The organism is Streptomyces sp. NPDC058279, from assembly GCF_042881255.1.
Classification (GTDB): Bacteria; Actinomycetota; Actinomycetes; order Streptomycetales; family Streptomycetaceae; genus Streptomyces.
This window is the reverse complement of the sequence record NZ_JBHVYA010000036.1, coordinates 1-12,769: the sequence shown is the minus strand read 5'-3', so window position 1 is coordinate 12,769 and position 12,769 is coordinate 1. Positions and strand designations below refer to the sequence as shown.

The window sequence follows — 12,769 nt, the reverse complement described above, 5'->3', positions numbered from 1 at the left end:
AACACCTCATCGCCACCTGGACCGGCACCTGCCCCACCTGCCGACAACCCACCCCAAGACAGCCCCACGACACCAGCTAACAAAGCACTACTAGGCGAGGTCGCTCCGGAACCAGTTCCAGGAGCTGGTGCTCTCCCACTTCTTGACCGGAGCGTTGAAGCCGCTGCCGGTGGCGGTGAAGGACCAGAGGCCGGTGCGGCTGGTGCCGTCGGCCTGCTGGCCGTAGTTGTAGAGGACCCCGACATCGGTCTTCCCGTCGCCGTCGAAGTCACCGGCGGTGACCTTGTTGGCGTCCGCGTTCCAGCTGTTGCTGCCGGAATCCCACTTCCTGACCGGGCCGGCGAACCCGGAGCCGCTGCTGGTCATCGTCCACAGGGTGGTGTGGTTGGTGCCGCCCGCGTCCTGCCCGTTGTCGTAGAGGACACCGACGTCGGCCTTGCCGTCGCCGTTGAAGTCTCCGGCCACGGGCTTGGAGCGGTCCCAGTTCCACGAGCCGGTGGTGGTGTCGTCGTTGTCCCACTTCTTGACCGGGGCGTTGAAGCCTGAGCCCGTGCTGGTGAGGGTCCACAGGGCGGTAATGCTGGTGCCGTCGGCCTGCTGGCCGTTGTTGTAGAGGACGCCGACGTCGCTCTTGCCGTCACCGGTGAAGTCCGCGGCGACGACCTTGGATCGGTCCCAGTTCCAGGAGCTGGTGCTGTCCCACTTCTTCACCGGGTTGGCGAAGCCGCTGCCGGTGCTGGTGAAGGTCCACAGCGCAGTGTGGTTGACGCCGTCCGCGTCTTGGCCGTTGTTGTAAAGGACCCCGACGTCGGTCTTGCCGTCGCCGTCGAAGTCTCCGGAGGTCAACTTGGACCGGTTCCAGTTCCAGGAGCTGGTGCTGTCCCACTTCTTCACCGGGTTGGCGAAGCCGCTGCCGGTGCTGGTGAGGGTCCACAGCGCAGTGTGGTTGACGCCGTCGGCGTCTTGGCCGTTGTTGTAGAGGACTCCGATGTCCGACTTGCCGTCGCCGTCGAAGTCTCCCGCCGTCACCTTCGAGCGGTCCCAGTTCCAGGAACCGACGCCGGAGGCCACGTTGTCCCACACCTTCGCCGGAGCGTTGAAGCCGTTGCCCGTGCTGGTGAAGGTCCACAGCGCCGAGTGGTTGGCGCCGCCGTCCTCCTGGCCGTAGTCGTACAGCACCCCGACGTCGGCCTTGCCGTCACCATTGAAGTCGCCCGAGGTCTGGGTGGCGGTGGACCGGTTGGCGGTGAAGAAGGAGACCGCGGCCGCAGCGGGGCCGGTCTGGCCGGCGTCGTTCACGGCCTTGACGGTGAGTGTGTGCGGGCCGTCGGCCAGGGCCGAGGTGTCGAAGGGCACCCTGTACGAGGGGCCGGGACCGGAGTCCGTGCCGACCGCTGTGCCGTCCACGTAGAAGGTGGCTCCGGTGGGGGAGCCGACCGCGTCCGTCACGGAGGCGGTGAGCGCGACCGGGCCGGTCAGTACGGTGCCCGCGCCCGGGCCGGTGACTTTGGACACCGGCGGGACCGGGTCGGGATACGGGTCGGCGGGGTCGGCTCCGAGCCCGGAGGGCGGCCCGCAAAGCGGCCAGGCCCGCTCGCCCTGCGGCCCCTTGAGCACCTTCTCGCCGATCAGGATCTGCTGCTGCTTCGTGGCCCGGTCAGCCCGCGAGGCGTAGGCGAGGCCTCCGTAGGCCTGCCAGGTGGACTGGGAGAACTGGAGGCCCCCGAAGTAGGTGCCGGTGGAGTCGATCGCCTGCCAATTGCCGGTGGCCTCGCATTGGGCGACCTTGTCCCAGGTGGCGAGTGAGGCGGCCGTGGCGGGTGCGGCGGCCAGGAGGGAGCCGGCCATTCCGGCGACGGAGACGAGGGAGACGGCGGCGGTGAGGCGGACGCGCGGGGCAGGGCGGGACATCGGGATTCTGCTCCTGGAGCTGGAGGAGGGGCGCCGGACGGCGCGGGAGGGGAAGCGGGCCGGGGCGGCGGGGAGGGGATCCCCCGCCGCCCGGTTGCAAGGCCGCTCGGGCTGGAGGGCCGCCCCGGTGAGAGGGGCGGCCCGTCAGGCGGCTCGTCAGGCGAGCTTGCTGGCGTCCCAGTTCCAGCTGCTGCTGTTGGCGCTGTCCCAGGTCAGGGCCGGGTTGTTGAAGCCGGTTCCGGTGCTGGAGAACTTCCACAGGCCGGTCCGGTTGGTGCCGTCGTCCTGCTGGCCGTAGCCGTAGAGCACACCGACGTCGGTCTTGCCGTCACCGTTGAAGTCACCTGAGGTGATCTTGCTGCTCTTGGAGTTCCAGCTGTCGCTGCCGGAGTCCCACTTCTTGGCGGGGCCGTTGAAGCCCGAGCCGGTGCTGGTGAGGGTCCACAGCGCGGACACGTTGCGGGAGTCTTCGGTCTGTCCGTTGTCGTAGAGAATGCCGACGTCGGCCTTGCCGTCGCCGTTGTAGTCGCCGACCGTGACCTTGGATCGGTCCCAGTTCCAGGAACCGGTGGTGGTGTCGTCGTTGTCCCACTTCTTGACGGGGCCGTTGAAGCCTGAGCCCGTGCTGGTGAGGGTCCACAGGGCGGTGATGTTCTTGCCGTCGCTCTGCTGGCCGTTGTCGTACAGCACGCCGATGTCGGCCTTGCCGTCGCCGGTGAAGTCGCCGGAGACGACCTTGGAGCGGTCCCAGTTCCACGAGCCGGTGGTGCGGTCGTCGTTGTCCCACTTCTTCACCGGGGCGGCGAAGCCGGTGCCGGTGCTGGTGAAGGTCCACAGGGCGGAGATGTTGGTGCCGTCGGCCTGCTGGCCGTTGTTGTAGAACACGCCCACATCGGTCTTGCCATCGCCGTCGAAGTCACCGGAGGTCAGCTTGGACCGGTTCCAGTTCCAGGAGCTGGTGCTCTCCCACTTCTTGACCGGGTTGGCGAAGCCGGTGCCGGTGCTGGTGAACGTCCACAGGGCGGTGTGGTTCGTGCCGTCCGCGTCCTGCCCGTTGTTGTAGAGGACCCCGATGTCCGACTTGCCGTCCCCGTTGAAGTCGCCCGTCGTCACCTTCGAGCGGTCCCAGTTCCAGGAGCCCACGCCGGAGCTCACGTTGTCCCACACCTTCACCGGCGCGTTGAAGCCGCTGCCGTTGCTGATGTAGGTCCACAGGCCGGTGTGGAAGCCGCTGTCCTCCTGGCCGTAGTCGTACAGCACCCCGACGTCGGCCTTGCCGTCACCGTTGAAGTCCGCCTGGAAGGTGGAGGTGGCCTCGCCGTTCGAGGTGATGACCTGCGCACGGGAGGTGCCGGTGTTGCCGTTGGTGTCGGTCGCCTCGACGGACACGATGTGCTTGCCGTCCGGGACCCGGCTGGTGTCGAAGGCGTAGCCGTACGGGGCCTTCGTCAGCTTGGAGCCGACCGGCTTGCCGTCCACGTAGTACTGGACGGAGGCGACCGGGTACGTGCCGGCCGTGGTCGAAGCGGACAGATTCGCCACGCCGGAGGCGGTGGCCCCGATACCGCTCAGGCTGACCTTCGGCGGCGTGGCGGCCTGGAGCTTCGGCGAGATGTAGGCGCTGATGGTCTGCCCCCAGGGCGCCTGGCCCACCCGGTAGGAGGTGGTCGAGTAGGTGCTGACCATGCCCTCGGGGTTGGTGCTGTGGCCCTGGTTGCCGCCGGTGATGGTCACCACGTCGCCGCTGACCGCGGTGACCATGGCGACGTGCTGGGCGTAGCCGTTGGAGTACCCGTAGACGACGGCGTCGCCGACGTGCGGGGTGCTCGACTTCGTGCCGTACTTGACGCCGTACTCGTAGAAGCTCGCGGCGGCGTCGTTGAGGGTGCTCATGCCCGTGACGTTGTAATGGGACCAGACCCAGCCCACGAAGTCGGCGCACCAAGCCTGCGACTGGCCGCCGTGGCCGTCGCAACTGTTGCTCTGGTTGACGTTGTCGTCATAACCACCGTTGGCGCACGGGCCGTTGCCGTTCTGGCTCTTGGCTAGGGCGGCCATCTGGTCCAGCTCCGAAGCAGCATGGGCGGGCACCATGGCGAGACCGGTGATCGCTGCGGCGGCGACGAGTGCGGCGAGGCCGCTCTTCAGACGGAGGGGGGTCTTGGTGCTGGACATGGCGGTCTCCTGGAATCGGGCATGGCGGTGCCCTGGTGATGGCGTGGGGTGGTGGGAGTGCGTGATGCTGTGGTGCTGCGTCGGGGCTCCGACGCGGGGTGTGACCCGGTGGGCGTGGCGTGTGCCCGACGCCCGGCCGGAAGTTCAGGGGGCGGCGACGGTGAAACCGTGCGCGGCGATGGGGGTGTCGGCTCGGTTGAGCAGGGTGCGCATCTGCTGCAGGGCCGATGCGTCGCTGTGGGCGCGTACGAAGAGAAAGAGGTCCAGCCCCTGCTCGGTGGGGCGGGGCCGGATGTGTTCCAGACCGTCGGCGAGTGTGGCGTGCGCCCAAAGCAGGTCGTGGATCAGGGGAGCGGTCCCCTGGGGAGCCGGGCCGGGAGGCGTGCGGTGCAGCGAGGCCTGAATGACCCTCACAGGGGTCAGTCCCAACCGATGACGCGCTTGTCGGCGGCGGCCGAGTCCCAGCCGATGACGGTGGAAGCGGAGGAGGCGACGGCGCGGGCCGAGTCCCAGCCGATCACGCCGGAGCCCGTGACGGGCGCGGCGGAAGCGGCGGTGGCGGCGCCAGCAGAGAGCAGAGCGGCGAGGCCGGCGACAGCGATGAAGCGGGTGGTACGAGACATGAAATCCCCCTGGACGTGCTGATCGTGCGGTGTGCGGTGCGGGTGGTGCGCGCTGCTCCGGCACGGTCTTTCGACCCTGGCCTGGGGTGGGGCTCCGTGCCCCGCCGTCCCGGTGATCACCATCTTGCTGGCCGGTCCGGACGGCAGGAAGGGGGTGCGGCTGTCACCAGGCTGCCAGGCACTTTGGTGCCACCCGGCCCGCCGCCCAGGAGGCCGACTAAGATCATCTCGGGCGGTTCGACCCACCGTCCGCATAAAGCAGCTGGGGGGGCTGAACATGCTGGAAGCACTGGGGCTCGATGGGGATGTGGACTCCGTGTACCGGGGGATGCTGGCGGACCCGTCCGGCGGGGTGGCCGAACTGGGCGCGCGCACCGGTCTCCCCGAAGCCCGCGTACACGATGCTCTGGATCGACTCGTCGACCTGAACCTCCTCACCCCTTCGCGGGAAAGCTCCGGCGCGCTGCGGGCCGTCAGCCCCGAGGTGGGCTTGGAACTGATCCTGCGCCGCCAGGAGGAAGACCTGGCGCGGCGCCAGCAGGAGCTGGCCGCCGGCAAGGCGGCGGCGGCGAGGGCCATCGCCGAATACGCGCACCTGCGCCCGAACACGGAGACCGACGGCACGGAGCGGCTGGTGGGGATGGACGCCATCCAGACGCGGCTGGAGCTCCTGACCCGTGATCTCACTGAGGAATGCCTGGCGATCATCCCGGGCGGCGCACAGTCGCAGGCCAGCCTGGACGCCTCACGCCCCTTGGACGAGCAGGCCCTGGCCCGGGGTGTCGAACTGCGAGCCGTCTACCAGGACAGCGTCCGCAACGACCCGGCCACGTTCGCCTACGCCCAGTGGACCACCGAACGTGGCGGCCAGGTACGCACCAGCCCCGTGCTGCCACCGCGCCTGCTGGTCTTCGACCGGAGCATCGCCGTCGTCCCCATCGACCCGGCCGACTCCCGGCTGGGCGCGCTGTGCACCACGGCGCCGGGCATCGTCGCTTCGCTGATCACCCTCTTCGAACAGACCTGGGAGACCGCCGTACCACTGGGAGCGGACCTCAAGCAGCCGGCCGAGGACGGCATCAGCGCCGGCGAGCGGGAGCTACTCAAGCTACTGGCGTCCGGCCTGACAGACGAGGCCGCAGGCAAACGCCTGGGCGTCTCGCTGCGTACGGTGCGCCGCCAGATGGCCGCCCTGATGGAACGACTGCACGCCACCAGCCGTTTCGAGGCGGGCCTCAAGGCAGCCCAACGCGGCTGGCTCTGACCACCTCCACCTCCACCCCGGCCACCGACCGCCGCACGGCGCCGTGCGGCGGCCCTGCCAGGCTACCCACTTCGCCGTTCCTGCCGGGCCTGCCCATGCCCCACTGGAACAACGCGTGTGAACCAGATCGTCGCCTGGCACTCCGCGCCACCCCAACCGGCGCAGCACCCTCCTACCCCTCCACACCTGTAAGTCCGGCTACTCACCAGCCAGAAAAAAAAATGGCCTCTGGCCAGGCAAAATGCAGGACCTTCGGAAATGCGGCTTCCCTCTAGGCTTCCCCCTCCAGGTTCCCCCCAGTTGACCGAGGCGGAGCCGGCGACGGGAGACTGTCCGCATGATCGAGCGCCGCCCACTGGGCACCGGCCCCCGCCCCACCACACCCGCCACCGGAGCCCCGGACGGGCGCCGAGCCCGACTCGCCGCCGAGGGCACCGACATGCTCCCGCCCGCCCAAGCCGCCACCGACGACCACCAGGCCATCCCCAGCCGGCGAACCCTCGGCCCGGGTACCACCGCCGCTCCGTGACTGACCCACCGGGCGCCCCCATCCCGCCTCCCCCAGGCCAGAACCGGGCGTGCAGCTCAGCCACCGCCGCGCACCACTCGTCAGTCACCACTCACCAAAAATGTCACCGGACAACTCACCGGTGACCGCCCTTTCAGGTCAGGGCGCGCTGCGACAGGCCGTAATTTGTGAGACGGGCCGGTGCGTATGCCGGCGACCACGAGGAGCACCTGACCTTCTCAATTGACGCCGTCCGCCCGCGGCGAGTCCAACATGCTTCGCCTTGGTGCCCAATACGGTGTCCAGGTCGCCCGCACTGCCGCCCGGTGCGCGGCGTGGGCGGCGGTATCGGAGATGCATGACGGGAGGAAGACCGGGATGACGCAGGCCGTGGTGAGTGAGCTGGACGAGCGGGTGCCGGGGCGGCGTTGGACGGTGCGTCTGGACGCCGCCGGCCGGGGCAGCACTGCGGTGCGTATCTCGTGCAGTCGGCCCGGCTGTGTCGAGCAGCGTCTGCCGTCCGCGGCCGCCGGCCGGGCGGCCGCGGTCGCCCACATCAAGGCCCACCTGCGCGTCGCCCCCGCCCCGAGACCCGCGGCGTACTGCGCGTGCCGGCTCGCGGACTGCCACACCCATCTTCCCCACACCGGCCGGCCGCGTATGGACCCCTGGCGGTGCGGCGGCCCGGTCGTCTTGGCCGTAGTCACCGACCGGGAAGGCCGCTGGTGGCAGGTGATGGAGTGCTGCTCCCGCTGCGCGGCCGCCACCCCCGGAGCGAAGACCGCCGCCACCTCCCAGGCACGCGCGGCCGCGGACCACCCGACCACCCCGACCATCCCGACCGCGGGTGCGGCGGCGGCGCCGCAGGTCTCCGACCACCAAGTCGCCGCCGGCCCGCTCCCGGCTCCCCGCTCCACACCGGCGCAGCGCCGCCCACACCAGGCGAAAATCGCCCAGCGGATCATCCCCCACGATCTGCGGCCCGTCGTCCTACGAGACGAACTCATCGAACTCGGCGCCCTCTTCCGCGCCTACCAGCAGCGCGACCAGCCCGACCTGGCGCTCCTCGCCGACCTCCAGGAACGCAAGGCCCGCGCCTTCACCACCTGGGCCGACGTCACCAGCGAGGGGGCCCTGCGGTGGGAGGCCCGGCGCGCCGAGCAGGCCGCCGCCACCGCCCGCCTCCAACACCAGCAGCGCACCGGCAACATCACCGCCGACGACGGGCCGGCCGTAACCCGGCTGTTGAACGTCCCGGGGCAGTGGGAGCACGCACGCTCCGTCCTCGCGCACGTAGCCGACCACACCCCGCTGCCCGGACCCGACGCACGACTTCTGGTGCTGATGCTGACCCTGCGCACCGCGCACACCGGCACCGGCAACCTCGTCGGCCAAGACCTCACCGCGCTGGGCCTGACCGATCCGCAGGATCTGGTCGAGAAGCTGACCGGCTGCGGCTGGCCGTCCCTCCCTGGCACCGCCGGCGACCTGCTCGCCTCCCGGCCGGAGAACGCCACCCCGATCACCGTCCCCTCACTTGCGCCCCGTGCGGACGGGACGGGCCCGTTCACGTTCGGCAAGAAGATGCGGCCCAAACTCTCCGGCTGGGCCCAGAAGATCATCTCGGACAAGAAACTCCGCAAGGCCAAAGCCACTTCCGCCACCCGGCTCCTAGCCCTGACCCTGGCCACCCAAAACACGGCATCAGGACGCCTGGGCCCCGGCGGCCACGGCATCAGCCTGAACGCTGTCGCCGCCCTGGTCCCAGCCGATGACGGCGAACTGGAGCGCTTGGTCGACCAGCTGACCGCAACGGACTGGCTCACCGACGCCGCCCTCACCGACACCCATCTCACCGGGCAGCTGACCGAACGCGTCCTCCCCCTCGGCTGTCCCCTGTTTTCGAGCACCCGCCCGTCCGAGTGAACCCGTGACCGTGTCGCTCGACCTGGCACGGCCACGGTTGCACGATGGGCGGCGGCCCGAGGCGGCCCACGTTCCGGCCTCTGCCCGATCCGGGATCAGGCAGAGGCGCGTCAGGAAGACACACTGCCCTGAGCGACCGCTCCTCGGGGGAGTCCCGCAAACTCCGCTACTGGTCCGAGTGCAGTGGCCAGTCGCGCCGTACTGGCCTCCGAACTGCGCCCGCGGCTTCGCCGACGCAGGCACGGCTGGAGAGCCTCGTCCTCGAGCAACTGGGCAAGTCCCCGGATCTGTCCGCGCGCCCTCGAGGATCAGGCCGTTGGGGAGCTGCGCGGTGGCGGTGACGAGGTCGGGGAAGCGGTCCTCGATCAGGATCCCGCGCCGGGTCTGCACCAGCAGCCGGTCCGCGGCCGCCCCGGTCCCCGTGAAGAGCAGCGCCCGGTAACCGTCGAACTTCTGCTCAAACGCCGGCTCGCCCAGCACGCCGGAGCCCGGCACCGACTCCACAGCCTGCGCCAGCATCGGCTCCACCGGCGACCGCAACATCACCCCGGCCCCTCCTCCACACACCCAGGTCCCCACGACCAGCATCAGCCCTACTAGAGGGCCTGCCGGAGACCACCCGGGATGCCTCACGCGTGGCGGTGCTGTGCCTCCCTCAGATGTTCTCTGCACGCCGTACACAGCGGGTTCCCACCCACCCCGTATCTAGGGGTGGTGGTCTGAGAGGACATTCTGAACCGGTATGCCCGATTCCCCCTGGCACTTCGGCGGCTTCTACAGTGTCTCGAGGTAGAGGGCGCGGGCGGGGACGGTAGATCAGAGGGGCTGACTCAAGAACGTGGTGCGGATCGAACGATTGGCGGACCTGAAGCCCGTCCACCAGCGTCAGGCGGCCGTCCTGGCCCTGTGGCGGTGGCGCGCGCCGATGCTCGCGTTCGAATTGGAAGCAGAGTGGGGCGTTGACCAGTCTCTGCTGGAGTCGCTGTTCCGACTGGCAGCATCACCCGCTGGTGGGCAGTCGGATGGCGCATACCGGCGAGCAATCGCCGAGCTGTGCACGGCCCCGCTCTTCACGTCTGAAGTCGACCCGGACACGGTCCAGCTCTTCCAGTTGGAGAGCATCAGCAACCTGCTGACCTTCGGCGAGCTGCTGGACAAGCCTGGCGTGGACGAAGTCGAGCGAGTGGTCGAAGCCTCGGCCGGCCTGGCGACCTACCTCGACGGTCTCGTCGAGAGCTCCTTCTACTCCCACCCCGCGGAGGAAGCCCACAGCCAGTACCTCGCCGACGCCGACCTGGCGGACCGGGCGAGCGAGGGCTACTTCGCGTCGCGCCACTTCGCTGTCGAGACCGCCTGCCACGGTGCTCTCGGGGTTCTCCCCGATTCCGCGGGGCTGCTCGACTCGTCCACGGGTCGCGAGTTGCTCGCGCTCTGCGAGGAATTCGGCGAAGAGCTCGTCACGACGATGCAGTGGCTCCGCATGACGGGGCACTGGCGATCGCGTCGTGAGCCGGATGGCAAGTGCGGCAGCCGTGACGGGCGGGTGGCCCGGAACAGAGGGCTGCTACGGGCGGCGCCGGATGAACAGGCCCGGTTCGGTCTCGGCAAGAACGCCGAGGCCGACCAGGCGCTTGAGCTTGTGCCGGGTGCTCTCGCGTCTGTGCCGTCGTCGCGCCAGGCCGCGAAGTAGTAGTAGACGGCCGACTTCGGCGGCAGGTCGTGCGGGAGATAGTCCCACTGGCAGCCGGTCCTGCCCTGGTACAGGATCGCGTTGACGATCTCCCGCATCTCGTACCGACCCTGATGCCCAGTCGGGGACGGATGGTCGGCCTTCCACGCCGAGATCACCGACTCGATCAGCGCCCACCGCTCATCGGACAGGTCGCTCTTGTAGGGCTTGCGGTCACTCACCCAGACAGCCCAACAGGACCAAGCCGCGCGACCGGCCCGAACCGCCCAAACCCACACGATCAGGCGACCACAAGACCGTCATACCGGCCCAGAATGACCTCTCAGACCGACGGTGGTACGGCAGGAAACAATCGCACCGGCCTGCCGGCCTCGGCGGTGGCCCCATCCGCGTACAGGCGCCATGTGCCGCCGTCCAAACGCACACATGGATCGGTCCACGTCTCCGTGGCCTCCGGCACGATCACCCGGGTAGTGGCTTGCTGGACGTCGTGGATGACCACAGCGAGAACCCTGCAGCCCAGATGGCCCATAGCGAGCTCCTGTTCAGGGTGGTCCTCCGGGCCTGCGGCCTGCACCACGTAGAACCGGTCGTCGACCCAGTACCCGGACACGTCCAGCCAGGCGTCCTCCGGTAGTGGGACACCGTCCACCCACACGCCGACCTTCTCGGTCTTGTCCTTCAAGTGCACGGCCCGATGACGGTCGTCGGAGGTGAATTCCACGTGCAGCCCGGTTCCCCTCCAGCAGTCCACGAAGGAGCTACAGGCCCCCGGTATCGGGCCTATGCGGAACTCCGGAGCGTCGGCGGCCGGGCCCTCGACGGGGGGACGGCTGCAAGTCTGCGGTTCCCGGCATGGCCGGTCGATCCGACGTTCACAACCGAGCCCTATCGCCGCGCAGTCCCGCGGTGACGCTTGAGACAGCAGGACGATGAGACGTTCCCGATAACGGCCGTCCCCCACCAGGCCGCGTAGATTGCTTGCGTTCGTCCACCACATGAGCAGATCGACGCCCACCACCGAATGCCGCAGCCATGCCTGCCACAGATCGCCCTGAGCCTTCCACCGGTTCGAGGGCCCAGTACCAGGCAGTCTGCCCCCGGCCTTTTCATGAGGGGCACTCCTGCGCACTCTCCAACGCACCGCTCCACCCGCCCCGCCCGCTCGACACCGCCGGACAGACGCACTGAGGAATGCTGGCCGGTCAGCTCACACAGATGATAGAAGGCTGCATCGGAGCCTGAACGCAGGAAGTCCTGGAGAACGGGGGAGTGTTCAATGATCGGCGGATCCGATGATCAAGGAGACGCCAGATGAGCGACACCACCATCGAGCAGATACCGGGCAGCGAGCCGACGGCGGTTGTGCCGGCGAGTGATGAGCAGTTGGTCGCGATGCTCGTGGACCGGGCCCGCAGCGAGGGTCTGCGGCTGACTGGGGAGGGCAGGCTGTTGCAGCAGCTGACCAAGCGGGTGCTGGAGTCCGCCCTGGAGGGCGAGATCACCGATCATCTCGGTTACGAGAAGCACGACGTCGAGGGCCGGGGCAGCGGCAACTCCCGCAACGGGACGCGGGCGAAGACGGTGCTGACCGATGTCGGTCCGATCGAGGTGAAGCTCCCCCGGGATGTGGCAGGCACGTTCGAGCCGGCCATCGTGAAGAAGCGGCAGCGGCGCCTTGGTGCTGTCGTTGTCCGCGAAGGGGCTCACACACAGTGAGATCTCCGCGCACCTGGCCGAGGTCTACGGCGCGAGCGTGTCCAAGGCCACGATCTCCACGATCACCGACAAGGTGATGGACGGGATGGCGGAGTGGTCCAACCGGCCGCTGGACCGCGTCTACCCGGTGCTGTTCGTGGACGCCATCAACTTGAAGATTCGGGACGGGCAGGTCGCGAACCGCCCCGTCTACGTCGTGATGGCGGTCACGGCCGAAGGCCACCGGGACATCCTGGGGATCTGGGCCGGTGACGGCGGCGAGGGCGCGAAGTACTGGCTGAGCGTCTTTACGGATTTGAAGAACAGGGGTATCGACGATGTCCTGATGCTGGTCTGCGACGGGCTGAAGGGCCTGCCCGAGGCCGTGGAGACGGTCTGGCCTCGAACGATTGTCCAGACCTGTGTCGTTCACCTGCTGAGGAACAGCTTCCGGCACGCGGCCCGTCAGGACTGGGACAAGATCGCCAAGGCGCTCAAGCCCGTATACACGGCCCCGAACGAGGCCGCCGCGACAGAGCGGTTCAGCGAGTTCCAGGAAGCCTGGGGCAAGAAGTACCCGGCGGTCATCCGGCTCTGGGAGAACGCCTGGGCCGAATTCGTACCCTTCCTCTCCTTCGACGTCGAGATCCGCAAGGTCATCTGCTCCACCAACGCGATCGAGTCCGTCAACGCCCGCATCCGCAAGGCCGTCCGGGCCCGCGGACACTTCCCCAACGATGCCGCGGCCCTCAAGTGCGTCTACAGGGCGCTGATGAGCCTGGACCCCACCGGCAAAGGCCGCAAGCGGTGGACCATGCGCTGGAAGGCACCCCTGAACGCCTTAAAAACTGGATCAGCCGTCTACTGGACACACCCGGGCTCCCTAAGGGTTGTCCCGTAAATGATCTTCGGGGCGGCTCTGACGTCGTGGGCCGTGAGTGGGCCGCTCGTTTATCCGGCGAGGGCGAGGTTGT

General features: G+C 68.8%; 9 protein-coding genes and 2 pseudogenes. 5 read left to right on the top strand and 6 right to left on the bottom strand.

Translation table 11 applies throughout. The features are described 5' to 3' along the window. Positions 1-90: 90 nt before the first annotated feature. From ACFVXJ_RS30885 to ACFVXJ_RS30870, 4 genes are all read right to left on the bottom strand, one after another. Entirely contained in the window at positions 91-1,911 is a 1,821-nt protein-coding gene (locus ACFVXJ_RS30885; RefSeq protein WP_389666744.1) for a transglycosylase family protein, read from the bottom strand. Between the two features lie 156 nt (positions 1,912-2,067). Next, positions 2,068-4,086, bottom strand: a complete 2,019-nt coding sequence (locus ACFVXJ_RS30880; RefSeq protein ID WP_389666742.1) for a CHAP domain-containing protein — start codon at positions 4,084-4,086, stop codon at positions 2,068-2,070. 144 nt (positions 4,087-4,230) lie between these two features. Next, positions 4,231-4,500 (bottom strand): hypothetical protein, encoded by a 270-nt coding sequence (locus tag ACFVXJ_RS30875; protein WP_389666740.1) that lies wholly within the window; start codon positions 4,498-4,500, stop codon positions 4,231-4,233. A gap of 5 nt (positions 4,501-4,505) precedes the next feature. Then, positions 4,506-4,709: a hypothetical protein gene (locus tag ACFVXJ_RS30870; RefSeq protein ID WP_389666738.1), complete on the bottom strand. Its 204-nt coding sequence runs from the start codon at positions 4,707-4,709 to the stop codon at positions 4,506-4,508. Positions 4,710-4,986: 277 nt separating this feature from the next. Here ACFVXJ_RS30870 and ACFVXJ_RS30865 point away from each other — a divergent pair, with 277 nt between their 5' ends. The 4 genes from ACFVXJ_RS30865 to ACFVXJ_RS30850 all read left to right on the top strand — a co-directional run bounded on the left by ACFVXJ_RS30865 (position 4,987) and on the right by ACFVXJ_RS30850 (position 10,097). After that, positions 4,987-5,973 carry a LuxR C-terminal-related transcriptional regulator gene (locus tag ACFVXJ_RS30865; protein ID WP_389666736.1) on the top strand — a complete coding sequence of 329 codons (987 nt, stop codon included), beginning with the start codon at positions 4,987-4,989 and terminating at the stop codon, positions 5,971-5,973. Positions 5,974-6,310: 337 nt separating this feature from the next. Continuing rightward, positions 6,311-6,502, top strand: coding sequence for a hypothetical protein (locus ACFVXJ_RS30860; protein WP_389666734.1), 192 nt, complete (start codon positions 6,311-6,313; stop codon positions 6,500-6,502). A gap of 357 nt (positions 6,503-6,859) precedes the next feature. After that, a complete protein-coding gene (locus ACFVXJ_RS30855) occupies positions 6,860-8,407 on the top strand; it encodes a hypothetical protein (RefSeq protein ID WP_389666732.1) in 1,548 nt (515 codons plus the stop codon). An 838-nt stretch (positions 8,408-9,245) separates the two neighbouring features. Then, entirely contained in the window at positions 9,246-10,097 is an 852-nt protein-coding gene (locus tag ACFVXJ_RS30850; protein WP_389666746.1) for a hypothetical protein, read from the top strand. Here ACFVXJ_RS30850 and ACFVXJ_RS30845 read toward each other — a convergent pair. Beyond that, positions 10,064-10,318, bottom strand: a pseudogene (locus tag ACFVXJ_RS30845) (transposase); the annotation flags it as partial. The gene ACFVXJ_RS30850 and the pseudogene ACFVXJ_RS30845 overlap by 34 nt on opposite strands. A 101-nt stretch (positions 10,319-10,419) precedes the next feature. Next, positions 10,420-10,821 carry a hypothetical protein gene (locus tag ACFVXJ_RS30840; protein WP_389666730.1) on the bottom strand — a complete coding sequence of 134 codons (402 nt, stop codon included), beginning with the start codon at positions 10,819-10,821 and terminating at the stop codon, positions 10,420-10,422. Between the two features lie 590 nt (positions 10,822-11,411). Between ACFVXJ_RS30840 and ACFVXJ_RS30835 the strand changes: the two are divergent. Continuing rightward, positions 11,412-12,696: pseudogene (locus tag ACFVXJ_RS30835) on the top strand (IS256 family transposase). Positions 12,697-12,769 lie beyond the last annotated feature (73 nt).